25 protein-coding genes are annotated in these 23864 nt (G+C 65.6%); 16 read left to right on the top strand and 9 right to left on the bottom strand.

All coding sequences use genetic code 11. The features are described 5' to 3' along the window. Nucleotides 1–27: 27 nt before the first annotated feature. The 6 genes from ACPUER_RS03650 (at nt 28) to ACPUER_RS03625 (ending at nt 4151) form a co-directional block, all read left to right on the top strand. Complete coding sequence (locus ACPUER_RS03650; protein ID WP_310130325.1) at nt 28–714, top strand: pilus assembly protein; 687 nt, start codon at nt 28–30, stop codon at nt 712–714. Then, nucleotides 714–1187, top strand: a complete 474-nt coding sequence (locus ACPUER_RS03645; protein ID WP_425130376.1) for a hypothetical protein — start codon at nt 714–716, stop codon at nt 1185–1187. Before ACPUER_RS03650 ends, ACPUER_RS03645 begins: the two co-directional genes overlap by 1 nt. A gap of 172 nt (nt 1188–1359) precedes the next feature. Continuing rightward, nucleotides 1360–2364 (top strand): hypothetical protein, encoded by a 1005-nt coding sequence (locus ACPUER_RS03640; protein WP_310130328.1) that lies wholly within the window; start codon nt 1360–1362, stop codon nt 2362–2364. A gap of 8 nt (nt 2365–2372) precedes the next feature. Beyond that, complete coding sequence (locus ACPUER_RS03635) at nt 2373–2924, top strand: hypothetical protein (protein ID WP_425130375.1); 552 nt, start codon at nt 2373–2375, stop codon at nt 2922–2924. Nucleotides 2925–3118: 194 nt separating this feature from the next. Beyond that, complete coding sequence (locus tag ACPUER_RS03630; RefSeq protein ID WP_425130374.1) at nt 3119–3817, top strand: hypothetical protein; 699 nt, start codon at nt 3119–3121, stop codon at nt 3815–3817. A 16-nt stretch (nt 3818–3833) separates the two neighbouring features. Continuing rightward, nucleotides 3834–4151: an acyl-CoA dehydrogenase family protein gene (locus ACPUER_RS03625; RefSeq protein WP_310130336.1), complete on the top strand. Its 318-nt coding sequence runs from the start codon at nt 3834–3836 to the stop codon at nt 4149–4151. A gap of 171 nt (nt 4152–4322) precedes the next feature. Here ACPUER_RS03625 and ACPUER_RS03620 read toward each other — a convergent pair whose 3' ends face one another. Then, nucleotides 4323–4478 (bottom strand): DUF3309 family protein, encoded by a 156-nt coding sequence (locus ACPUER_RS03620; protein ID WP_310130339.1) that lies wholly within the window; start codon nt 4476–4478, stop codon nt 4323–4325. A gap of 195 nt (nt 4479–4673) precedes the next feature. On the opposite strand from ACPUER_RS03620, the gene ACPUER_RS03615 reads away from it, so the two are divergent. From ACPUER_RS03615 to ACPUER_RS03590, 6 genes are all read left to right on the top strand, one after another. Continuing rightward, complete coding sequence (locus tag ACPUER_RS03615; RefSeq protein ID WP_175959774.1) at nt 4674–5348, top strand: histidine phosphatase family protein; 675 nt, start codon at nt 4674–4676, stop codon at nt 5346–5348. Nucleotides 5349–5367: 19 nt separating this feature from the next. Then, nucleotides 5368–6399, top strand: a complete 1032-nt coding sequence (locus ACPUER_RS03610) for a phosphotransferase (protein WP_425130373.1) — start codon at nt 5368–5370, stop codon at nt 6397–6399. A 67-nt stretch (nt 6400–6466) separates the two neighbouring features. After that, on the top strand, nt 6467–7231 hold the full coding sequence (locus ACPUER_RS03605) for an SDR family oxidoreductase (RefSeq protein WP_047903689.1): 765 nt from the start codon (nt 6467–6469) through the stop codon (nt 7229–7231). A 7-nt stretch (nt 7232–7238) separates the two neighbouring features. Further along, nucleotides 7239–7997: an SDR family NAD(P)-dependent oxidoreductase gene (locus ACPUER_RS03600; RefSeq protein ID WP_425130372.1), complete on the top strand. Its 759-nt coding sequence runs from the start codon at nt 7239–7241 to the stop codon at nt 7995–7997. A gap of 33 nt (nt 7998–8030) precedes the next feature. Further along, nucleotides 8031–9275 carry an acyl-CoA dehydrogenase family protein gene (locus ACPUER_RS03595; protein WP_425130371.1) on the top strand — a complete coding sequence of 415 codons (1245 nt, stop codon included), beginning with the start codon at nt 8031–8033 and terminating at the stop codon, nt 9273–9275. Between the two features lie 100 nt (nt 9276–9375). Further along, the gene (locus ACPUER_RS03590; protein ID WP_175959769.1) at nt 9376–10281 is read left to right on the top strand and encodes a LysR family transcriptional regulator; all 906 of its coding nucleotides are present in this window, start codon (nt 9376–9378) and stop codon (nt 10279–10281) included. A gap of 34 nt (nt 10282–10315) precedes the next feature. On the opposite strand, the gene ACPUER_RS03585 is transcribed toward ACPUER_RS03590, so the two are convergent. The 3 genes from ACPUER_RS03585 to ACPUER_RS03575 all read right to left on the bottom strand — a co-directional run bounded on the left by ACPUER_RS03585 (nt 10316) and on the right by ACPUER_RS03575 (nt 14447). Then, the gene (locus ACPUER_RS03585) at nt 10316–11443 is read right to left on the bottom strand and encodes a J domain-containing protein (RefSeq protein ID WP_425130370.1); all 1128 of its coding nucleotides are present in this window, start codon (nt 11441–11443) and stop codon (nt 10316–10318) included. Between the two features lie 86 nt (nt 11444–11529). Then, entirely contained in the window at nt 11530–11853 is a 324-nt protein-coding gene (locus tag ACPUER_RS03580) for a DUF4148 domain-containing protein (RefSeq protein ID WP_425130369.1), read from the bottom strand. Nucleotides 11854–12062: 209 nt separating this feature from the next. Continuing rightward, nucleotides 12063–14447, bottom strand: a complete 2385-nt coding sequence (locus ACPUER_RS03575) for a DNA polymerase II (protein ID WP_425130368.1) — start codon at nt 14445–14447, stop codon at nt 12063–12065. Between the two features lie 18 nt (nt 14448–14465). Here ACPUER_RS03575 and ACPUER_RS03570 point away from each other — a divergent pair, with 18 nt between their 5' ends. Continuing rightward, on the top strand, nt 14466–14897 hold the full coding sequence (locus ACPUER_RS03570; RefSeq protein WP_425130367.1) for an SDR family oxidoreductase: 432 nt from the start codon (nt 14466–14468) through the stop codon (nt 14895–14897). A gap of 202 nt (nt 14898–15099) precedes the next feature. On the opposite strand, the gene ACPUER_RS03565 is transcribed toward ACPUER_RS03570, so the two are convergent. After that, the gene (locus tag ACPUER_RS03565) at nt 15100–15561 is read right to left on the bottom strand and encodes a nuclear transport factor 2 family protein (protein ID WP_425130366.1); all 462 of its coding nucleotides are present in this window, start codon (nt 15559–15561) and stop codon (nt 15100–15102) included. Nucleotides 15562–15610: 49 nt separating this feature from the next. Beyond that, complete coding sequence (kdgT, locus tag ACPUER_RS03560; RefSeq protein WP_425130365.1) at nt 15611–16633, bottom strand: 2-keto-3-deoxygluconate transporter; 1023 nt, start codon at nt 16631–16633, stop codon at nt 15611–15613. Nucleotides 16634–16913: 280 nt separating this feature from the next. On the opposite strand from kdgT, the gene kduI reads away from it, so the two are divergent. From kduI to kdgR, 3 genes are read left to right on the top strand one after another with little or no spacing between them, the layout of a single operon-like run. Next, nucleotides 16914–17750, top strand: a complete 837-nt coding sequence (kduI, locus tag ACPUER_RS03555; RefSeq protein ID WP_425130364.1) for a 5-dehydro-4-deoxy-D-glucuronate isomerase — start codon at nt 16914–16916, stop codon at nt 17748–17750. A gap of 4 nt (nt 17751–17754) precedes the next feature. After that, nucleotides 17755–18561, top strand: coding sequence for a 2-dehydro-3-deoxy-D-gluconate 5-dehydrogenase KduD (gene kduD, locus ACPUER_RS03550; protein WP_425130363.1), 807 nt, complete (start codon nt 17755–17757; stop codon nt 18559–18561). A gap of 59 nt (nt 18562–18620) precedes the next feature. Beyond that, complete coding sequence (gene kdgR, locus ACPUER_RS03545; protein WP_425130362.1) at nt 18621–19517, top strand: DNA-binding transcriptional regulator KdgR; 897 nt, start codon at nt 18621–18623, stop codon at nt 19515–19517. A gap of 48 nt (nt 19518–19565) precedes the next feature. Here the strand turns inward: kdgR and ACPUER_RS03540 are convergent, their stop codons facing one another. From ACPUER_RS03540 to ACPUER_RS03530, 3 genes are all read right to left on the bottom strand, one after another. Continuing rightward, a complete protein-coding gene (locus ACPUER_RS03540) occupies nt 19566–21206 on the bottom strand; it encodes an EAL domain-containing protein (RefSeq protein ID WP_425130361.1) in 1641 nt (546 codons plus the stop codon). Between the two features lie 592 nt (nt 21207–21798). Beyond that, nucleotides 21799–22107 carry a hypothetical protein gene (locus ACPUER_RS03535; protein WP_175959764.1) on the bottom strand — a complete coding sequence of 103 codons (309 nt, stop codon included), beginning with the start codon at nt 22105–22107 and terminating at the stop codon, nt 21799–21801. Nucleotides 22108–22215: 108 nt separating this feature from the next. After that, on the bottom strand, nt 22216–23835 hold the full coding sequence (locus ACPUER_RS03530) for a histidine-type phosphatase (protein WP_425130360.1): 1620 nt from the start codon (nt 23833–23835) through the stop codon (nt 22216–22218). Nucleotides 23836–23864 lie beyond the last annotated feature (29 nt).

Here is a 23864-nt window from a genome sequence, read left to right as displayed (position 1 = left end):
ACCCAACCATTTACAGGGATTGACGACATGAATCTGAACTTGCGAACCGCGCTTCCAATAGCGTGCGCGCTGTTGTTTGCCGCCGCTCAGCCGGCGCATGCCGACGGTGAGCTGATGGTGATGCCGGCTACGACCAAGGTGTTCAACAACCACGACCAGGGCGTCACCGTAAAGAACATGGGCGACGCGCCGCTCTACCTGTCGATCTCGGTGCAGAAAGTGATGAATCCGGGCAAGACGCCGGAAGAGAAGCAGAACCTCGGCGAGCTGCAGCATCCCGGCATGCTCGCCAGCCCGGACAAGTTGACGCTCGGGCCGAACCAGACGCGCTCGATCACGCTGAGGTCGCTCGCGGAGCCCGCGAACGAAGAACTGTACCGGCTGTATATCGTGCCGGTCAGGTCGCTGAAAGTGGACGACGCGCCGCAGGACAAGATCACCGCGCCGATGTCGGTATCCGTCGGTTATGGCGTGCTGGTGCGGCACATGCCGCCGCCGGGCAAGCAGCGCTTGGGCTGGACGCACCGTTGCGAGAGCGGCGGGCTGACGCTCGAGAACACCGGCAACGTGCGCCAGGTGTTCAACGATGTGACGTATGACGGCGCGGCGTCCGCACAAACGATCGCCGTATTTCCGGGCACGCCTCAGCACTTCGCGGCGAAGCGGATGACGTTGCGTGTCGACGACAAGCCGCAGACGCTGGAGTGCCCGTGATGATACGCGTAGCGCGCACCGCAATCGGGATGCTGGCCGCGCTGGCCTGCACCTGCAGCATGGCCGCCGGCGTGCTGAAGCTGTCGCGCATGGAGCTGACGCTCGAGCCGGAGAAACCGGCAGCCGAACTGTATGTCGAGAACGTCGGCGATACGCCGCTTTATCTGGATATCGAGCAGCACCTGCTGACCAATCCGGGTGATTCCCCCGAGCACCTGGTGCCGGTAGCCGACGTGCCGCGGCCCACGTTGCTGGTGGTGCCCGGGCGTCTGACGCTGGCGCCGGGGCAGAAATATCGAATCGGGCTGAAGCAACTGGCTGTGCCTTCGAAAACGCAGGTATGGCGAGTCACGTTCCGGCCGAACGAGCGGATCGCTGTCGATGCCGAACAGAGCGAAGGTGAGCCGGCCCCGCTGTTCGTCAAGGTTGGGTATGGCGTGGTGATCTACCAACGTGCGGCGTTGGCGCAGTAATACGGGCTTGTCGAAACGATGAGCGCCGGTGCCATCGAGATGACTAATGGCTGAATGCAATCGCGCATGCGATGCCGCGTCATTGCATCGTCAAGCCTGCATCGCAGGCCGCAGAGGCCATTTTCGGTGATGTCAGGCTTGACGTATTGACCTAATCGGAATGAAGAGATCGATGAAAGAATTCGGAATTATTCGGCGATGGCGAGGTTGCCTATTGGGCGCATGTCTGATGGTGCTTATGTCCAATGCATTTGCGTTCGGCTGGGAACTTCGGTACGCCAATGTGACCGACAGCTATGGGGGGTGCCTGTGGAGAAACAACGGGGACGGAACCAGTACGATCCAGGTGGTCTTTAATTATCGATCGATAGCGGGTGCCAGTGGGAACTACCCCTTTCGGTCTCGAGGCGTCCTGATCTATACATATGATGCGAAGGGGAATTTGCAGCCAAGCAGTGCTGCGGCGAAGTATGTCACGATGAATGGCATACAGAGCGCGTACCCCTATACGGGCAACGGTTATGTGATGTATGCCAAGTCACTGAACCCGCCACCGGAATGGGGTACCAAGGAGCCGTACACGGCCCTAGTCGAGGTCTTGATCGACAATGCCGCCATCAAGGATTGGCCCGGCATTTCCATTCGTGCCGGTAACTATACGAGCGGCGACGACGTTGGCGAGATCACCGGCGGGGTTTATGTCACCAACGCCAGCATTGCCAACGCATGCCAGGTGATCGATCCCGAAGTCCCGCCGCCAAAACCGCCGCCCTCTCTCGTGGTAGATGTGGCGGCACCCGACTGGAATCTCGGAGAATTGCCGCGAGGCAATGGCGAAAAGACGCTCACTGGTGCGGCACAACAGCTTTGCTTCACGTACACGGGCCTCGACGGCTATCGCAATTTCGTGATCAATGCGACGAGCACGAACGGTATTTCGGGTAATCGGTATCTGCTCAGGAATACCAGCAAGCCGTCCCAGACGATTCCGTATGACATGACGCTGGACAGCGGTAGCGCAACGTTCCGGTTGCCAAATACGAGCGCAAGCGCGGTGAGGTTGAACAACAACTATCGCACCTGCTTTGTGCCGACGTTCAGGACCTCGGTGGACATGACCGTGGACGCTGGCGACTACAACGATGTGCTGTCGTTCACGGTCGTGACGAAATCATAGGAGGCGAAATGCGCAAAAACATCCTGAGCGGATTGCTGGCGACGCTGATGTTCCTGCCGATGTTCGCGTCGGCGGAAACCCTGTTGGTCAAGGGCAAGACGCAGAGCGCGATTACGGCCAAGGTCGTCCGCCCGAACAATCTGATCATCACCGACGACAAGGGCGGCTGGTTCGGGCAGGGCCTGACGATGCAGCAGCTCGGCGGCTGGGAGACTGCGTACGAGGTGGACGCACGGCTGCGCGTGGTATCGACGACGGGCAAATTCCGGGTCCGCATGGATCAGCCGCTCGATATCCGGAACCAGGCCAAGCCGACGCTTGCGTTCCGCAAGCCGGCGGTCAGCATCGGCGCCGAAGGCGCCGACCGGAAGCCGCTCGTCGTCGGGCAGGCGATCGAGTTCGACAACCCGGCGCCGCCGTCGCCCAATGTCGATTCCGAAGGCTATTACCGTCTCGCCGTCTCCGCATATCCGCCGGAAGGGGATTTCAGGAGCACGGTCGGCACCTATACGGGCACACTGTCGCTCGTGTTCGAACCGATCGTGGTGAAACAGCAGTAGCGGTGGTCGTCTCCCCGTTGCGGAGACGTTCCGGCTCCTCACCGCCCGCCGTGTCGCGGGCGGTGTGCTTTGGATTTTCCGTTTCCGATTGTCGTCTGCGTCAAAGCCTGCGTGCGCGCATGCGACTGACAAACTGTGCACGACGGCAGCACCGGCATGCCTTCCCCGGGGTGCCGACTCAACTGGACTCCAACATGAGATTGCGTTCATTCTTTCTTCCGATTGCGGCCACGCTCGCCGGGCTGATTCCAGGCATCGCCCTCGCGACGATCGACGTGTTTCCAAAGGAAATCTCGATCGATTCGGGCACGACAAACGTGCAGATCATCAACAACGGCGATCGCCCCGAGTACGTGACCATTTCATTGTCGCGCCTGCTCAATCCCGGCATGCCGCTGAAAGACGAGAAACTTGAGTCGGTCGGCAATGAAGCGAAGCCGGCACTCTATGCATTTCCATTCAAGCTGACGCTCGCGCCGGGGCAGACCAAGAACATTGCATTGAAGCCGTTGCGGGCGGTTCAGGACGAGACGGTGTATCGGCTGGACGTCAAACCCGAGATCAAGGTGATGACGCAGGAGCAGCAGAAGGCGACCGGGAGCATCGTCGTCAATCTGGGATTCAGTGCGCTTGTCCGGCAGATGCCGGAGAGCCGGAAAGAGGCATTGTCCGTCGCGTGTGATGTGCATGGTGCGCGGCTCACGGCGACGGGAACCGTGCGTTATGCCGTGAAGGACGCGAAGGTGGATGGGCGGGCTGTCGAACCCTTCAATGTGTATCCGGGCGTGCCGCGGCCGCTGCAAGGGCGCGTCGTCGAAATCCCGGGGCATCCGGCGTGTCGCGGTGGCTCGGTTCCGGCGGATGCGAGCGCAAGCGGAGCGGACCGCCTTTGACCGAAGTGATCACTAGATGACGCACCTGCGCATCGGCGAGATGCTGCGCCGGCTGGAGATGGCGCGCGCGATCGCGCGCCGCAGCCTCGCAGCCTCGCGTTCTGGCGGATGTTGCCGCAGAGCCATCCGTGTGCGACCGCGCCGGCCAAAGGTGAGCGTGATCGACGAAGCGATGAAGATCACGCACGAGGCGTTCCAGTTGTTCGGCGGCAACGGCACCACGCGCGAATTCCCGATCGAGAAGCTGTTCCGCGACGTGCGCTCGGCGCTGATCGAGGATGGGGAGAACCCTGTTCTTGCGTCGCGTCCCGGCGTGCTCGCCGGGCAGCTTTAACAGAACGGCTGGACGCGGGAGTAGCCGCCGCCGCTGGCCGCGCATTGCCTGCGAGAACGGTCGCGGGCGACGGCGCGCCCCCGCCTGCTTCCCTTCATCGCTTACTTTTGTAAAGAAGCCACGGCTGCGACATGGAGAGGCGCGCGCCCGTGCGGACACGCGCCGTCATACTCAAATTTGCCCCATCAGCACCAGGATCACGACGATGACGACGATCAACCCGACCGTGCCCGACGGCCAGTAGCCCCAGCTTCGGCTGTGCGGCCACGTGGGAAATGCGCCGATCAGCAGCAGAATCAGTATGACGATAAGAATGGTACCGAGCATCGCGCCCCTCCTGGAACGAGTTCGACATGGCGGGGGTTGCCGCAATTCGTGTGCCGCTGCGCGGATATCGCGCGCCACATGAGCCAACCCGTCCGATAAAGATTCACGTAATGAATACCGGCCGATTCAAAAAATAAATTTCAAAAATGCATGGCAGCCCCCTATGCTGAATCCTTCTGATCTGGCGGGCATGCGATGGCTGAACTCTTCCTGGTACGGCACGGGCAGGCGTCGTTCGGCACCGACGACTACGACCGGCTGTCCGCGGCCGGCGAGCAGCAGGGCGTGTGGCTCGGCGAATACTTCGCGCGGCAGGGCCTGGCGTTCGAGCGCGTGATCTGCGGCACGCTGAACCGCCACGCGCAGACGGTCGACGCGATCCTGCGCGGGATGGGCCGCGAAGGCGTGTCGTACGACCGCCATCCGGGCCTGAACGAATACGACTTCCATGGGCTGTTCGCGGCGGCCGCCGGCGACTATCCGGAGATCGCGCGGCTCGCGGCCGGCTCGATGAAGGAACATTTCCGTGCGCTCCGGCAGGTGTTGCAGCTGTGGTCCGAGGACAAGCTCGGCGATGCGGCCCCCGAGACCTGGGCGCACTTTCAGCAGCGCGTCGCCGATGCGCGCGCCACGATCCGCCACGCAGGCGGCCAGCGCGTGCTCGCGGTGAGCTCCGGCGGCCCGATCGCGGTCACCGTTCAGCAGGTGCTCGCGGCGCCGCCGTCGAGCGCGATCGCGCTGAACCTGCAGATCCGCAACAGCAGTCTTTCGCAGTTTTTCTTCAACGCCGATGCGTTCCACCTCGCGTCGTTCAACGGCATCCCGCATCTGGAGGATCCCGAACGACACGCACTGCGAACCTACGGCTGACCCACGAACGATCGCGACGATGACAAACCCTTCCCAGCAACTCGATGTGGCCCGCCTCACGCGCTATCTGGAAGCGCACGTGCCGGGCTTCGAAGGCCCGGTCGACACGGAGAAGTTTGCCGGCGGCCAGTCGAATCCGACTTTCCTGCTGCACGCGAAGAGCGGCCGCTACGTGCTGCGCCGCCAGCCGCCGGGCGAACTGCTGAAATCCGCGCATGCGGTCGACCGCGAATTCCGCGTGCTGACCGCGCTGTCGGGCACGGCGGTGCCGGTCGCACGTCCGTATCACCTGTGCGTTGACCGCGACGTGATCGGCAGCATGTTCTACGTGATGAGCTTCGAGGACGGCCGGATCTTCTGGGATCCCGCGCTGCCGGAGCTGCCGAAGGCCGACCGCGCGGCGTGCTACGACGCGCTGCTCCAGACGATGGCCGCCTTGCACGACGTCGATGTCGACGCGGTGGGCCTCGCCGACTACGGCCGCCCCGGCAACTACTTCGAGCGCCAGATCGGCGTGTGGACGAAGCAGTATCGCGCGGCCGAAACGGAGCGCCTCGACGCGATGGAGACGCTGATCGACTGGCTGCCGAAAGCGTGCCCCGAGGACACGGGCCGACCGGCGCTGGTGCACGGCGATTTCCGGATCGACAACCTGATGTTCGCGCGCGACGGCTATCGCGTGCAGGCCGTGCTCGATTGGGAACTGTCGACGCTCGGCAACCCGCTCGCCGATCTCGCGTATTTCTGCATGTGCCTGCGGCTGCCGTCCGGCGGGCAGGTGCGCGGGATCGCGGGCCTGGATCGCGCCGAACTCGGCGTACCGGACGAAGCGGCGATCGTCGCGCGCTATTGCGAACTGCGCGGAATCGAGCCGATCCGCGACTGGCATTTCTACCTCGCGTTCAGTTTCTTCCGCCTCGCGGCGATCGCGCAGGGCGTGAAGGCGCGCGCGCTGCAGGGCAATGCGTCGAGCGAGCAAGCGCTGCGCGTCGGCGAAATGGCCGGCCGGCTGGCCGAACTGGCCGTGAGCGTGATCGACGCGCATCGCTGAAATCGCCGGGATCGCCCGGCTCGCCGAGCGGCGATACGACAACCCAACAATGGAGGAGCACGACGACATGGCAACGAATCTGTTCGACCTGACCGGCAAGATCGCGCTGGTGACGGGCGCGAGCCGCGGCATCGGCGAGGAAATCGCGAAACTGCTTGCAGAGCAGGGCGCACACGTGATCGTGTCGAGCCGCAAGCTCGACGATTGCCAGGCCGTGGCCGACGCGATCGTCGCGGCGGGCGGCCGCGCCGAGGCGCTGGCGTGCCACGTCGGGCGGCTGGAAGATATCGCCGCGACGTTCGAGCATATCCGCGGCAAGCACGGCCGCCTCGACATCCTCGTGAACAACGCGGCCGCGAACCCGTATTTCGGGCACATCCTCGATACCGACCTCGCCGCGTACGAGAAGACCGTCGACGTGAACATCCGCGGCTACTTCTTCATGTCGGTCGAGGCCGGCAAGCTGATGAAGACGCACGGCGGCGGCGCGATCGTCAACACGGCGTCGGTGAACGCGCTGCAGCCGGGCGATCGCCAGGGCATCTACTCGATCACGAAGGCGGCGGTCGTCAACATGACGAAGGCGTTCGCGAAGGAATGCGGGCCGCTCGGCATCCGCGTGAACGCGCTGCTGCCGGGCCTGACGAAAACGAAGTTCGCGGGCGCGCTGTTCGCCGACAAGGACATCTACGAAAACTGGATGGCGAAGATCCCGCTGCGCCGCCACGCGGAGCCGCGCGAAATGGCCGGCACCGTGCTGTATCTCGTGTCGGACGCGGCGAGCTACACGAACGGCGAATGCATCGTCGTCGACGGCGGCCTGACGATCTGAGCGCGCGATGAAAATCGACAGCTACGCCGGACAGGCCGTGATGATCACCGGCGCCGCGAGCGGCTTCGGCGCGTTGCTCGCGAGCGAACTGGCCGCGATGGGCGCACGGCTGGCGCTCGGCGACCTGAACGGCGAAGCGCTCGAACGCGTCGCCGCGCCGCTGCGCGCGGCCGGCGCCGACGTGATCGCGCAGCGCTGCGACGTGCGTGTCGAAGCGGACGTCGCGGCGCTGGTGCACGAAGCCGCCGCGCGCTTCGGGCGGCTCGACGTCGGCATCAACAACGCGGGCATCGCACCGTCGATGAAGGCGCTGATCGACACCGACGAAGCCGATCTCGACCTGAGCTTCGCGGTGAACGCGAAGGGCGTGTTCTTCGGGATGAAGCACCAGATCCGCCAGATGCTCGCGCAGCGCGAAGGCGTGATCCTGAACGTCGCGTCGATGGCCGGGCTCGGCGGCGCGCCGAAGCTGGCCGCGTACGCGGCGTCGAAGCATGCGGTGGTCGGGCTCACGAAGACGGCTGCGCTCGAATACGCGCGCCACGGCATTCGCGTGAACGCGGTGTGCCCGTTCTACAGCACGACGCCGATGGTCACCGACAGCGATATCGGCGACCGCCAGGATTTTCTCGCGCAGGGCTCGCCGATGAAGCGGCTCGGCCGGCCCGACGAAATCGTCGCGACGATGCTGACGCTGTGCGCGAAGGAAAACACTTACCTGACCGGGCAGGCCGTCGCCGTCGACGGCGGTGTCTCGGCCTTCTGACCGAACCGAACACGGAATCTCGAGGAGTCGATCATGGATTTTGGCTACACCCCGAAAGTGGAAGAGCTGCGCGAACGCGTGCGTGCGTTCATGGATGCGCACATCGTGCCGCGCATCCGCCAGTGGAACGAGGAAGTGCATGCGGGCCGGTATCCCGTGTCGTTCATGGAGGAACTGAAGGAGCGCGCGAAGGCGGAGGGGCTGTGGAACCTGTTCCTGCCGCACCTGAAGGACGACGAGCCCGGCACGGGCCTGACGAACCTCGAATACGCGCCGCTCGCCGAGATCATGGGGCGCGTGAGCTGGGCGTCGGAGGTGTTCAACTGCAATGCCCCGGACACGGGCAACATGGAGCTGCTGCACATGTTCGCGACGCCCGAGCAGCGCGAACAGTGGCTGCTGCCGCTGCTGCGCGGCGAGATCCGCTCGGCGTTCGCGATGACGGAGCCGGACGTGGCGTCGTCGGATGCGACGAACATCACGACGCGCATCGAGCGTGTGGGCGACGAGTATGTGATCAACGGCCGCAAGTGGTTCATCACGAACGCCGCGCATCCGAACTGCAAGATCTTCATCGTGATGGGCAAGACCGATCCCGACGCCGAGTCGCACCAGCAGCAGAGCATGATCCTCGTGCCGCGCGACACGCCGGGCGTGACGATCGTGCGCAACATCACGGTGCTCAATCATCACGCGCCGGAAGGGCACTGCGAGATCACGTTCGACAACGTGCGCGTGCCGGCGCGCAACCTGCTCGGTGAGGAAGGCAGCGGCTTCGCGCTCGCGCAGGCACGCCTCGGGCCGGGCCGCATCCATCACTGCATGCGTTCGATCGGCGCGGCCGAACTCGCACTGGAGCTGATGGTCGACCGCGCGCAATCGCGCGTCGCGTTCGGCAAGCCGCTGAACCGGCACGGCACGGTCGGCGAATGGATCGCGCGCTCGCGCATCGAGATCGACCAGGCGCGCCTGCTGGTCCTGAAGGCCGCGTGGATGATCGACAAGGTCGGCGCGAAGGCCGCGCGCAAGGAGATCTCGATGATCAAGGCGCTCGTGCCGACCGTGTATACGGACGTCTGCGACCGCGCGATGCAGGTGTTCGGCGCGGCGGGGTTGAGCCCCGATACGCCGCTCGCCGACCTGTGGACCTGGGGCCGCGCGCTGCGCTTCGCCGACGGCCCGGACGAGGTGCATCTGCAGGCGATCGCGCGGATGGAGATCAAGGACGGCGTGCCGGGCTCGACGGCGCCTTACCTGACGCCGCCGCTGCGCGATTGAGCGGCGCGCCGGGATGCGCAACGCGTGTGGCGCCGCTCGCGGGGCCGGCATGGACGGACGAGAGGCGCACGCCGTAAGATGCCGGCAAGGAGATCCGGCGATGCGCCTTTCGAAGATTGATCTGAACCTGTTCGTCGTATTCGAGGCGATCTACAACAAGCGCAACCTGACGCGGGCGGCCGAGGTGCTGAACCTCACGCAGCCGGCCGTCAGCAATGCGCTGGCGCGGCTGCGCAAGACGCTGAACGATCCGCTGTTCGTCAGCACGCCGGCCGGGATGATGCCGACGCCGATGGCCGAGAACATCGTCGGCCGCGTGCGCGAGGCGCTGCAACTGCTCGACTCGAGCGCGCACGAAGGCGACGTGTTCGACCCCGCATCGTCGGCGCGCGTGTTCCGGCTCAGCATGAGCGACCTGACCGAAGCGCTGCTGCTTCCCGCGCTCGGCGAACTGCTGCAGCGGCAAGCGCCCGGCATGCACGTGCGCAGCTACACGATGGACCGCCGCGAAGTGGCCACCGCGCTCGCGAACGGCTCGGTCGACATCGCGATCGACGCGCCGCTGATCGGCGATCCGCATCTGCACCAGGCGCTGCTCGTGCGCGACCGCTACGCGTGCATGATCCGCGACGACCACCCGTTCAAGGGCAACACGCTGACCATGGACGACTACCTGTCGATGGGGCATATCCACGTGTCGAGCCGCCGCAAGGGCAGCGGGCACGTCGACGCGGAACTGACGCGGCTCGGGCTGCGCCGCAATATCCAGATGCGCGTGCAGCACTACATGGTCGCGCCGCTGATCGCGATGCGCGGCGATCTCGCGCTGACGGCGCCGCTGCGGCTGCTGCAGCGCTATCCGGCGCGCATCCTCGAACTGCCGTTCGAGATGCCGGGTCTCGAATACTTCTGCTACTGGCATCGCAGCGCCGATCAGGATCAGGGCAGCCGGTGGCTGCGGGAACAGTTGATGACGCTGATGGGCGGGATGGGCGAGCCGCGGTGATGCTCGACGTTCTGCGGGCTGAGCGCGTGCGCGCTTAAAACGGCTCGTCGTCGAAGCGGGAGGATGCTCGCCGGCGCTTCATGCCTTTCAGCCAGTCCCTGACCTTTTCCGGATCGTCGAATTCTCGCAGCGCCGCGTTCAGGTCGTGGTTGCTGCGCTGCATGCCGGCAATGTCGCGCGTGAGCATGCGGACGACGGTATCGGGCGCCAGCTTGACGGACGGCGCGATTCCGTAAGTCCGCCGGAAACCGGTCTCGACGTGCAGGATCTCCTGATCCAGCTCGCGGATCTGTTCCTCCAGGATGCCGTTGTAGCGCGTCAGCCGATCTTCACCGAGGCCGTCGATCGCACGCCGGTCGATCTGCTCGATCTCCAGTTGCAGCTCCAGCAGTTGCAGGAGATTGCCCTTCGCATAAGCGTGGTTGACCCGCTGCATCAGCACGGTCTTGCGTTGCTGTTCCCGGGGATCGGATTCGCGATCGGGATGCAGCGAGCTGGCAAGCTTGCGATAGACCTCGCGGATCGACTTGCTCGATTCGGTCTGCTCGGCTTCGCGTCGGGCCTGCGCGGCCGATTGCCGGGGCGCTTTCTTCCGCTTGGCGCGCTGTGCCTCGCGGGCTTCGTGGGCGGCCATGTCGCGCCTGAACTGTTCGTCCTGTTCGGCTTGCATGCGCTCGATCAGTTCGTCGGGCGATAGCGTGTCGAGGTCGTCTGCCGGTTCGACGCCCGGCATCGACTCCGGTTCCGGCTTCATCTGCTCGAGATTGGCCGCTGCGTTGCCTTCGTTGTCGGATGCGCTGTGCCGGTTGTAGATGACTTGCAGCTGCGCGTCGTCGCTGACGTCGATCAAGTCGCGAGCCATATCGGCGATCAGCCTGGAAAGGGTGCGTTGCTCGGCCTTGCTCAATCCTTTCTGCAGGAAGGCGTCGTCGAGCCGATGGAGCAACCGGATCCGCAACGCCGTCGACGCCTGTTCGAGCGGCAACAGCCCGTCGACGAATTTTTTCTGGAAGACCGGCATGACGGCTTCCCACGCACCGAGACGTTCGCGCCGTTTTTCGATTTGCTCGACGAGCGTATTGAACGTCTTCTGGGCTTTCGACAGGCTGGCTGTCTCGTGGCTGGGCGCGATGACGACCGCGGCTCCGCGACGTGCGGTCATGATTGATGTCCTCCGGCCGCGGCAGGAGGCGCGGCAGGCCGGTATTTTAGCCGGACGAGCGCGCCCCCGAAACGACCGGCGGCGCGTTACCGCTTCATTGTCGCGACCGCCGGCGTGCCCGAATCCGTGCCCGGTGCGCCGTTCGCTCCGTAGGCGGCTTCCGCGCTCTTGCGTTCGGCGAGGCGCTTGGCGGCCAGGCGTTCCTGCGCGGCGACGATGTCGCCCGGATAGTTGTCGCCGTCGCCGGCAACCGGCTCGTAGCCGACCGATTCGAGGTCGAGCAGTTCCTGGCGCACTTGCGCGCGCGTGAGCGTCGAGTGCGACGATTGCGCGTACGACGCGGCCGGTGCGGCGAGAAGAGCGGTGGCGGTAGCGGCGACGGCGGCGATGGTGACGATGACGGGTTTCACGGTTTCCTCAGACGATTTCGTTGCGGTTCGGCACGAATTCGCTTCGCTGAACCGACGAGACAAGTTTAGGAACCCGGACTGGCTGGATAAATGGCGATTCCTGACCAGCTGTGTTGCAGGATGAGTCAGAGTGAACGTGCGTGCGCAACACGACGAAGATCGACGTCAGGCGGAGGAGAGGTTGCGATGGCGTGCGCAGCGCCGTTGCATCAGTCGCCGAACAACTGCCCCTGCCCGGAGATGACGCGTTCGAAATCGTCGCGCAGGAACGGCAGTATCGCATCGGCGACGGGCTGCAACTGGCGGCTCAGGTAGAACGCGTAGTCGATCGGCGAGCGCATCGTTTCGAGCGGCTCGGGGCCGGCCGTCGTCATCACGTAGCTGATCCAGCCGCCGCGCTGGTACTGCAGCGGCCTGCCGTGCGCCTGGTTGAACTCGTCGGCGATCCGCGCCGCGCGCACATGCGGCGGCACGTTGCGCTCGTACTCGCGCAGCGGCCGGCGCACGCGCTTGCGATAGACGAGCTGGTCGTCGAATTCGCCGGCGAGCGTGCGCCGCACGTAGTCGCGGATGAAATCCTGGTACGGCTCGCGCCGGAACACGCGCCGGTACAGCTCACGCTGGAACTGCTGCGCGAGCGGCGTCCAGTCGGTGCGCACCGTTTCGAGCCCCTTGAAGACGAGGTCCTCGCCGCCGTCGGCCGTCGCCGCGAGGCCCGCGTAGCGTTTCTTGCTGCCTTCTTCCGCACCGCGCACGGTCGGCATCAGGAACCGGCGGTAATGCCGCTCGTACTGCAGCTCCAGCGCGCTTTCGAGCCCGAAGTGGTCGCGCAGGTGCGCGTGCCACCAGCGGTTCACGTGCTCGACCAGCGCGCGGCCCTTGTGTCCCGCTTCGTCGTCGTCGTGCGCGCGACCGAGCCAGACGAACGTCGAATCGGTATCGCCGTAAATCACTTCGTAGCCCTGAGCTTCGATCAGCTCGCGCGTGCGGTGCATGATCTCGTGGCCGCGCATCGTGATCGACGATGCGAGGCGCGGGTCGAAGAACCGGCAGCCCGTCGAGCCGAGCACGCCATAGAACGAATTCATGATGATCTTCAGCGCCTGCGACAACGGCGCGTTGCGCTGCCGCTTCGCGTCGTCGCGGCCTTCCCACACTCGGCGGACGATATCGGGCAGGCAATGCGCGGTGCGCGAGAAGCGCGCGCCGAGAAAACCGGGCACCGATGCGTCGTCGCCGGGGTTCGCGAGTCCTTCGATCAGCCCGACGGGATCGATCAGGAACGTGCGGATGATGGACGGATAGAGGCTCTTGTAGTCGAACACGAGCACCGAGTCGTACAGCCCGGGGCGCGAATCCATTACGAAGCCGCCGGGGCTGTTTTGTCCCGTCACGTCGCCGAGGTTCGGCGCGACATAGCCGAGCCGGTGCATGCGCGGCAGGTACAGGTGCGTGAACGCCGCGACCGAGCCGCCGGTGCGATCGGCGGCGAGCCCCGTGACGCTCGCGCGTTCGAGCGCGAAGGACAGCAGGTCGGCCTTGTCGAAGATGCGCGTGACGAGCTCGCAATCCTTCAGGTTGTAGCGCGCGAGCGCGGGCTTGTCGTGGTCGAAGCGGCGCTGGATCTCGTCCATCCGCTGGTACGGATTGTCGATCGACTTGCCTTCGCCGAGCAGCGCTTGCGACACGTATTCGAGGCTGAACGACGGGAACGTCCACGTCGCGGATTTCAGCATGTCGATGCCGTCGAGGATCAGGCGGCCGGCCGCGCCCGCGAAGAAGTGGTCGGGCTGCTGGCCGTGCGCGCGCCAGTCGAGCACGCTGCCGCCGCGCCCGAGCTTCAGCGGCACGCCGTATTGCTCCGCGTGCGCATGCAGGATGCGCAGGTCGAACTGCACGAGATTCCAGCCGATCACGGCATCGGGATCGTGTTCGTCGAACCAGTCGTTCAGCCGCGCGAGCATCTCGGGCCGGCTGTCGCAGTAGTCGAGGCGGAAGTCGACGGCGCTCGCGTCGCCGCTTTCGTCCCCGTTCGGCGGGCCGAGCATGTAGACCTGTCGTTGCCCGCAGCCTTCGAGCGCGATCGAATACAGCTCGCCGTGGACGCTGGTTTCGATGTCGAGCGACACGCAGCGCAGCGCCGGGCGGTAGCCGGTCGCGGGCTTCAGCTCGCCGCCGGTCAGCGTGTCGTCGTTGCCGGGCTGGCCGCGAAACTGCACGCATGCCGTGATGAAGCGCTCCATCGCGTAGCGGTCGGGCGGCTGCACGTCGGCTTCGTAGACGTCGACGCCGGCCGCCGCGAGGCGCTTCTGGAGCCCGGACAGGTGGCGGTAGCGCCGGCAATAGAGAGCGACGACCGGGCGCTGGCTGAAATCGCGCAGCGCGAGCGGGCGCAGTTCCGCATCGCGTTCGCCGGCCAGTGTGCGTTCGGCGAGCGCCTGCTGTTCGGCCGGGATGAACGCGACGGCTTCCTGCGGGCGCAACCGCACACGGCGCGGACCGTGCTCGGTTGCCAGCCAGAACTCGATCTCGATACCGGTCGCGGTGTCCCGCCAGTGGCGGGTGAGGATGAAACCCTGCTCGAACTCCGTCAAAACGCTTGCTCGTCGTGGATGCTCAGGCGGCGGATTTTAGCGCTTGGGCGGGAGATGTGCCGGAGCGGCCGCGGACGAAATGGGGGGCGGAGCGATGACGAATACCTGACGCACAGCGGCCGCGTCGTCACGATCGACGGCAACACGGCCGTGCGCAGCGGGCATCCGGGGTCGAGCGTCTATTCGATGACGAAGGCCGCGGTGGCCGTGATGGTCAAGGGCATCGCCGTCGATCTCGCACCGCGCGGGATCACGATCAACAACGTGCAGCCGGGGCCGGTCGAGACCGACATGACGGCCGATCACCTCGACCGGATTCGCCCGCTGATTCCGCTGCGGCGGGCCGGCAGCCCGGACGAGATTGCATCGCTGGTTGCATGGCTCGCGAGTGCTCAATCGGGACACGTGACGGGGTCGAGCCTGACGATCGACGGCGGGATGGCGTTGTAGCGCGATGCGCTACGGAGCCGCGCGGCACGGAATCAATCGACGGGAAGCCGCTTTGCGACACGCCATGCGGTGCACGATGCTGCCCGGATAGAGATGCGAATGACTCGCGCGCAGCAACACGGCGGTGGGCATGGGTGACGCTCCAGAGCGGACGGGATCGGGGCAGCGCGACTGCACTGCACGATGCCGCGGGATAGCGCCGTCACTCCTTCGGCAGCAAATACGCTTGCCGCGCGAACAGCCGCCATCCGTCCGGATGCCGCTTCCACACCTGCAGCACGCCGATATGCGCGGTGCTCGTCTTGCCGTCCGGCAGGTTGTTCACCGAATCGAACGTATGGCGTACCCATGCGCTGTCGCCGCTCACCGTCACCGTCTGGCCCGACAGTGCGATCGACTGGAACGCGTGCGTGCCGTCGAGCGTCTTCAGGAACGCGGCGCGGTCCTGCAACTGGCCCGACGAGTGGCCGTAGGTGAGATCGTCCTCGACGAGCGTGCGCAGCGCGGCGCCGTTGCTGTCGAGCATCGCGACGCGCAGGCGCTCGACCGCATGCGCGACGCGCTCGGCATCGGAATCGATGGCATGAGCGGCGGCGCTTCCGGCAAGCAGCGCGGCAACGGCGACGAAACGGGCAGCGGCGCCGAAGCGCTTGAGCAATGACATGGCGAACGGATTTCCTGTGACGGGAGTGGGGAACGGCGTCAAACGCGCATCACACATGCCCTTCATGCTCGATCGGGCTTCCATGCGCGGGCCGTGCGGCCATCGACGGCAGCGACGCACCGCTTGCCCGCGCCGCCCGCCGCGCCCACATCGCCGTCAGAATCGGCACGAGGATCGCCGTAACGAGGCACGCAGTCGCGACGATCGCGGTCGCGGCCGGCACCATCGGTTTGAACTTCGGAATCATCTCGCCGATGATCGCCGGGTTCGCGACCGCGGCGCCGGCCGTCGACGACGCCGCGAGCCCGGCCGTGCCGTTGCCGCCGCCGACGAATTTGTCGGCGAGGATCAGCGGCACGCCCGTCACGACGATCACCGCAAGCCCGAGCGCAATACCCGGCAGCCCGCTTTTCGCGATCACGTTGAGATCGATGCCGTTGCCGAGCGCGAAGCCGAAGAACGGGATCAGCGGATGCACGCCGCGCCCGAACAGCTCGCGCAGGTCCGCATCGAGGTTGCCGAGCGTGAAGCCGATCAGGAACGGCAGCACCGCGCCGACGAACAGCCGCATCTCGAACACCGCGACGCCGGCCGCGCCGAGGATCAGCATGCTGACGAGCGGCCCCGATTCGATCGACATCAGCACGAACGCGCCGGCTTCCTCCTTGCTGCCGTACTGCTGCATCACGGCCGCATAGAGGCCGCCGTTGGTCATGTCCATCGACGTCGTGATCGCGAGCAGCGACAGGCCCGCGAACAGGCCCGTCCGGATGCCGTCGTCGGGGATGAACTGCGCGGCGATCAACGTCGCGAGCCACGCGACCACGATCTTCGTCGCGAGCAGCGTGCCCGATTTGCGCAGCACGACGCCCGTCGCGCGCAGGTTGATCGTCGCGCCCATGCAGAAGAACCACACGGCGAGGATCGGCACCGTGCCCGCGATCAGGCCGTTGGTGAACGAGCCGAAGTACTTCCCGGCGTTCGGGGCGAACGTATGCACGCACGCGCCGAGCAGCATCGGAACCAGCATGAGCCCGCCGGGAATGCGGTCGATGGCCTGTTTCAGCTTCACGTCTCCTCCGTGGACGTCGATGCGTCCCGTTGTCAAATGATGTCTGCTGGCTGACTATAGGACATGATTCGGAACATCGGTCCGTTTTTATGAATTTGTCGGCTAGTCGTATACCCGTAATCCAATAAATTGCTGATAAAAAAGGGATTAATTGCGCCGTGGCGCATTGCGAATAATTCGGTTCGTCGTTCCGAATCTGCAAAATTTGTGCTTCAATTCATCGTATGACCGTCGGCCGCACAGGCATCGGCGGCGTGTCCATCCCCCATGGAGAACTGGCATGGAAGTGCGGCAGGGCATACATAGCGAACACGCGAAAGCGCTCGACACGGCCGGCCTGCGCCGGCATTTCCTGGTGGAAAACCTGTTCGAGCCGGACGCGCTGTCGCTCACCTACAGCCATATCGACCGCATCATCGTCGGCGGCGGGGGGGCGGCCACGCGGCCGGTCGAGGTGCCCGCGTCGCTCGGCGCCTCGATGGGCGTGAGCCATCTGCTGGAGCGGCGCGAACTGGGCGCGATCAACATCGGCGGGCGCGGCTGGGTCGAGGTCGACGGGCAGCGTCACGCGGTGGGCACCGAGGAGGCGATCTACATCGGGCAAGGCGGGCAGGGCGTCGTGTTCGGCAGCGACGATCGCGCGCATCCCGCGAAGTTCTACGTGAACTGCGCGCCCGCGCACACCGCGTATCCGACGCGCACCATCACGCTCGCGCAAGCGTCGCCCGAAACGCTCGGCGATGCGGCGACGAGCAATCGCCGCACGATCTACAAGTTCATCGTGCCCGACGTGCTGCCCACGTGCCAGTTGTCGATGGGGATGACGAAGCTCGAGCCGGGCAGCCTGTGGAACACGATGCCGTGCCATACGCACGAGCGCCGGATGGAGGTGTATTTCTACTTCAACCTCGCCGACGATGCGGCCGTGTTCCACATGCTCGGCGAACCGCGGGAAACGCGCCACGTGGTCGTGCACAACGAGCAGGCGGTGATCTCGCCGAGCTGGTCGATCCACTCGGGCGTCGGCACGAAGGCGTACACGTTCATCTGGGGGATGGTCGGCGAGAACCAGGTGTTCAAGGATATGGACCATATCGCGGTCGCCGACCTGCGCTGACACCATGAAACGCGACAACCCCGATCTTCCTTCCGCCGATGCGCGTTCCGCGTTCGCCGGCCTGTTCGACCTGACCGGCAAGGTCGCGATCGTCACCGGTTGTAACACGGGGCTCGGCGCGGCGATGGCTGTCGCGCTCGCGTCGGCCGGCTGCGACATCGTCGGTGCGAACCGCTCGGCGCCGGATGCGACGTCGGCACGCGTCGCAGCGGCCGGGCGGCGCTTCGTCGACGTGCGCGCGGACCTGTCGACGCTGGAGCCGGTCGAGCGGATCGTCGGCGGCGCGGTCGACGCGTTCGGTCACGTCGACATCCTCGTCAACAACGCGGGCATGATTCGCCGCTGCGATGCGCTCGATTTCACCGAGGCGGACTGGGACGCCGTCGTCGACGTGAACCTGAAGAGCGTGTTCTTCCTGTCGCAGGCGGTTGCGCGGCAGATGGTGCGGCAGGGGCGCGGCGGCAAGATCGTGAACATCGCGTCGATGCTGTCGTTCCAGGGCGGCATCCGCGTGCCGTCGTACACGGCGTCGAAGAGCGGCGTGCTGGGCCTCACGCGGCTGCTCGCGAACGAATGGGCCGCGCGCGGGATCAACGTGAACGCGATCGCGCCCGGCTACATGGAGACCGACAACACCGCGCAGCTGCGCGAGGACAGCCGGCGCAGCGACGAAATCCTCGGCCGCATCCCGGCCGGCCGCTGGGGCGTGCCCGACGATCTCGCGGGCGCGGCCGTGTTCCTCGCATCGCGCGCGTCGGACTACGTGCACGGCCACACGCTCGCCGTCGACGGCGGCTGGCTCGCGCGCTGACCGTATCGCGCGGCGGACGCGTTATGCTCTCCCGATTCGCATCTCATGGATTCACGGACATGACAGCAACGCCCACGCAGCGCAAGCGCGATCAGGCGAACATGGCACCGCGGGCCGGCCGTCCGGCGGCCGACCCGTCGGCGGCCGGCGCCGCGGAGAAGGCCGATTCGGTCGCGGCCGTCGGGAAGGTTTTCACGATCCTCGCGGCGCTCGGCGATCGCCGCGAGATCGGCATCAGCGAGCTGTCGCAACAGCTCGGCATGTCGAAGACGACGGTCCATCGCTTCCTGCAAACGCTCAAGACACTCGGCTATGTCGCGCAGGAAGGCGAGACCGACCGCTACCGGCTGACGATCCGGCTGTTCGAGCTCGGCAGCAAGGCGCTGGAGAGCGTGGACCTCGTGCGCGAGGCCGATCTCGAGATGCGCCGCATCGGGCAACTGACGCGCGAAGCCGTGCACCTCGGCGCATTCGACGAGGACGCGATCATCTACATCCACAAAATTGACGCCGATTACGGGCTGCGCATGCAGTCGCGGATCGGCCGGCGCAATCCGCTCTACAGCACGGCGATCGGCAAGGTGCTGCTCGCGTGGATGTCGCCCGACGAGGCGCGCGCGGTGCTGGCCGGCATCGAGTTCAGGAAGTCGACCGCGAAGACGCTGTCGTCGGCGGACGCGGTGATGAGCATCCTGCCGCATGTGCGGCAGCAGGGCTACGGCGAGGACAACGAAGAACAGGAAGACGGCCTGATGTGTCTTGCCGTGCCCGTGTTCGATCGTTTCGGCCGCGTGATCGCTGGGCTGTCGATTTCGTTTCCGACGATGCGCTGCGGCGCGGATACGAAGGCGCATTACATCGCATTGCTGAAGGAATCGGGGCAGGCGATTTCGGCGCGGCTCGGGCATCGCCCGGAAGCGGCCGGCATCGAGCGGGCGGCGGTCGCGCAGGATTGAGCGTTCGAGGTGCGCGCAATATGGCCGCGCACCTCGGCGGCGATGCCGCTACGCCCATGCGCAATCGCGCCTCAGGTTCTCCGCCCGCTGCGGCCACTGATACAGGTAGCCTTGCGCATACTGAATCCCGATCGCCTCCAGCGCGCAATGCTGTGCTTCGGTTTCCACGCCTTCGGCGATGATCTTCAAGCCGTAGTAATGCGCGACGGCGGCGATCCCCTCGATCAGCCCTGCGCCGCCATCGCTCAGTCGTGCGATGAACTGGCGATCGATCTTCACGTAATCGAACGGAAAGCGCGACAGCATGTCGAGATTGCTGTGATTCGTGCCGAAATCGTCGATCGCGAACTTCGCGCCCTTCGACCTGAGCGCATGGAATATCGCGGTGGTCCGCGCGTTCTTTTCGAGCAGGATGCGCTCGGTGACTTCGAGCACCAGCGTAAAGCCGGGTGGCAGCGAGCGGATTGCTTCGTCGACGACGGATACGAACCGCGCGCTTTCGAGATCCTTCGGCGAGACGTTCACGGCGATGCGCAGCGGCACGGACGGCGTCAGCGCGGTCAGTTCGGACACGGCCGTCCGCAGCACGAATTCGGTCACCTTCGGCAGGATCGTGCTCGATTCGACCTGCGGGATGAACAGGGCCGGGCTGATTGGCCCCCATTTCGGATGGTGCCAGCGCAGCAGCGCCTCGACGCCGACTGTCCTGCACGTGCGGACATCGACGATCGGCTGGTACACGACATGGAACTCGTTGCGCCTGAGCGCTTGGCGAACGGCCTTCAGCAACAGCCGCCGCGGCGCCATCGCCAGCAGGTAGGCGGCCATCACGAGGCCGTCGGCGAGCAGCGCGATCGTCATGCAGATCAACCGATAGTGGCGCTGGACCTGCGACGCGTAGTGCGTCGACGCGGCGACCGACACCGTGAACGGCCATCGGTGCGACGCGATCGTGCTTCCGTCTGCGAGGCCGGCGTCCGATTCCGGCGCGTACTTTCCGTTCTGGTCGAGATGGCCCGAACCTGCGATCGACAGCGTCGCGGTTTCCGTGCCGTGATGGGCGCCGCGCGCGAGCGCGTCGGCCACGTAGTCGCCCTCGATCAGGTAGAGCACACCCGCGCCGCGCGCGGTGGCGCGAAACACGGACAGCACCGGAATGTCGTGCTGAAACGGCGTCTGGCGCAACAGCGTGACGATGGTCGATCCCGGTTCCGGCTCGCGTGTGTACGCGTCGAGCGGCACGTCGATCGCGCCGAGCGCCGACGAGCACGTGACGCGACCGTGGTTCACCAGCCCGACGGCACGCAGGTAGCGCAGGCGAGTGCCCACTTCGGCCAGCGTCCGGAAGATCGTCGCGCATGGCCGCCCGACGAGCGCGGTCAGCTCGTCCGCATGTCGCAGACGAACGCCGTCGAGGATGCGGTCCACCGATGCCACGATGTCGTTCGCGGTGACGCGCTCGTGTGTGGTGACGGCATCGCGCGCGTAGCGATCGGCAAGCACGATCGCCAAGGTCGGGACGAGCACGCAAACGATTAGCGCAACGAAAAAGACAACCCGCGGCCACGCGCCGCTGCGCTGGAAAACTGGCTTAGAGCCTGGCGTGAGCGCCGACATTCCCGCAGTTGCCTTTGGTGTTGTTCGCATGGAGACGCAGGCCGAACCGGTCGATGCGCAAACGGCGAGCATGCGTCATGCCGGGTCCGGCAATACGGCGCGCGCGCCGATATCTCGATGCTAATCGATTCAACGGTCGCGAGGGCCATGGGCGGCGGCACCTCGCGATCGGCCATTCATCCGGAGGCTCGCGTCCATAACATGTGCCTGTTGCGCATGTACGTTGACGGAGCACACCGAAAAAAACCCCGGCCGCAAGGTCGTGCGGCCGGGACGAAAGACACCTTCTCTTGGCACGAGGATGGTGCGCGCCAAGTATAAGGCGCGACGCGAGATTGCGAAATATTGTTATTCAACAAATGGTGTGGTTTTGTGATTGCATCTCGACAGGAAATATTTATGCGGGCGCCGTTTTCGTCGATCCGATGCCGGTGCATGAGCGGTCGCTGCACGAAGTCGGGCGCGCGGCACGCCGCGTTACGACGCCATCAGCGCGGAGCACGGAGTGCTGTTGAAAGGTGAACGACAGGAATGGCTGGGCGCTGCTCGATCGCATTGCCGATCCCGCGATGCGGGCCGGTATCGCAGGCACGTTCATGCAGGTGCTGAAGCGGTCCGACGTCGAATGATCGATGCGGTGCCGGCGCGTCGCACCGGCCGCGATTCAGAAATCGTCGCGCATCTTGCGAAGCAGGTCGCCGGGCGACTGGTGCGTGTCGACCGCGGTGAGGACATCGGTCAGGAACCACGGCAGGTTCAGTTGCGTGTCGGAATCGCCGACGCATACGCGGATCGGCGGCGCCTTCGACGGGGAGCGGGTGCCGTGCGCGGCGTCCCGGGACGGGACGCAATTTTTTGCGTTTGCTTGAAGCGGAACCGGCGCATTGGCGCCGGACGATGATGCGCCGGCGGCTGCCGGCAAGCTGACGGCGGCAAGCAGGGTCAGGACAGCGACAGCGGCAACGCGTTTCATGGGATTCTCCGGCGATGTACGTTCGACCGCGCGGGCGGACGCGAGTTCGTCGATGCCGCGGCGCCCGCTCATCCTCTCATCCGCGCGACGCGTGCACCGCGCGTCACATCATTGATACCCGTAACACTGCTTCAGCCCCGCATAGTCATAGAAGTGGCTGCCCGGCGCGATTTTCGCGCCGTCGCACGCGGCCTGGAAATCCGTCTCGCGCTCGTTATACAGCATCTTCACGATCAGCCGCGACCCGTTGCGATAGACATCCCACTGCATGTTCGCGGCCATCGGCGACACCTGGTCGCCGCGCCACGGGTTGTTCGCATACGTATAGGTCTGCGCCTGCGGCGTCGGCACGAACAAGTTCTTCAGGTTCATGATCGACGCGAACGGAATCACGATCTCCGCATGCGTGAAGCGCAGCTTCGCTGCGCGGGTCAAGTCGCCGCGCGCGATCGCGTCGACTTCGCCGAAGAAGTCGTCCTGCAGCACCTTCGCCATCCGGTACGTGACGGGGTTCGCTTCCTGGATGCCGGGCCCCTTCTGGTAGTAGTCCTCGGCATCCTGAAGATAGGCCAGATACTGCGCCTGCTCCGCGCCGATGTATTTCTCCATCGTGACGCCGCCGGTTTCCGCCGTCATCGCAGGCGCGATCTGCAGCAGGTTGTACAGCACGTTCACCGCATCGACAGCCGTCGCGATCTTCGTCTTGCCGTCGCCCTTCAGCGTGTTGGTGAATTTGCCGTCCGCCGACGTGAACGCATAGGTTCCCGTGTTCGCGAACGTGTAGCCATCGGTGCCGAGCTTCGCGATGAACGCCGGCGACACCAGCGCGGACAGCACCGTTTGCGCGACGTCGGCCGCTTGCGGTGCGGCCTTGATCGCCTTCAGCTTCGCGGCCACCTCCGTGTCGTTCGCGTAGGCCTGGTAGGCCTGGCTTGCCTGATAGGTCGCGTAGTACGGATCGCTCGCGTCGGTCACGAGATCGGTGGCCGGTTTCAGCGAATGGAAATACAGCAGGAAGCGGTTGGTGCCGGCCGGCTGCACGGCCGGTGCGTTCGCCGGATAGCCGGACGGCGCGGCCGGCAGCGTGATCGCGGCGGCCAGCGCCGGCTGCGCGGCGACGAGCGCCGCGGAGAAATACGTCGAGCTGTCGACCGCGCGATCCTGGCCCGAGTTGACGACGACGACCTGCCGGTTGCCCGCCGAGAACAGCGCGGGCAGCCGCTGCGCGAGACGCGCGGCGAGCTGCTGGTGTTCGCGGATGCCGGTTTGCGTGAGATTGCCGTATCCGGGCGTCGAGATGCCCGGCACGCCGTAACCGAGCAGCGCATTGGCCTTCATCATCGCGTACGTGTCGGCCTTGAGCTGCGCGCCGAGCGCGGTCAGCGCGCCGTCGGCTTCGGCCTTGACCAGCATCGCGTAGATTGCGCCGTCGTACTTGAAGCCCGACAGCCCGCGCGAGCCGTGGCGTGCGACGAGTTCGGCGTAGACAGGCGCGTAGCCGGCGGGCGGCGCTTCGTACGTCGCGGCGTCCTGCTGCGGGCGGTACGGCGTCTTCGTCTGGTAGTAGGTCGCGGGAACCGGCGTTGGCTGAGGTTGCGGCTGCGGTGCGGGCGTCGAGCCGCTGTTGTCGGTCGACGTGGCGGGCGGTGTCGAGGTTTCCCCGCCGCAGGCGGCAAGCAGCAGGCAGGCGATTGCGAGTGCGGCGGTGGTGTGGGTCGGGCGTGTCATCGTGGCGTGTAACGGGCGGGACGATGCGG

The organism is Burkholderia sp. DN3021 (assembly GCF_049805555.1).
GTDB classification, from domain to species: Bacteria; Pseudomonadota; Gammaproteobacteria; order Burkholderiales; family Burkholderiaceae; genus Burkholderia; species Burkholderia pyrrocinia_C.
Note: the sequence above shows the minus strand (reverse complement) of the source record. Positions and strands in the feature narration are given on the sequence as shown.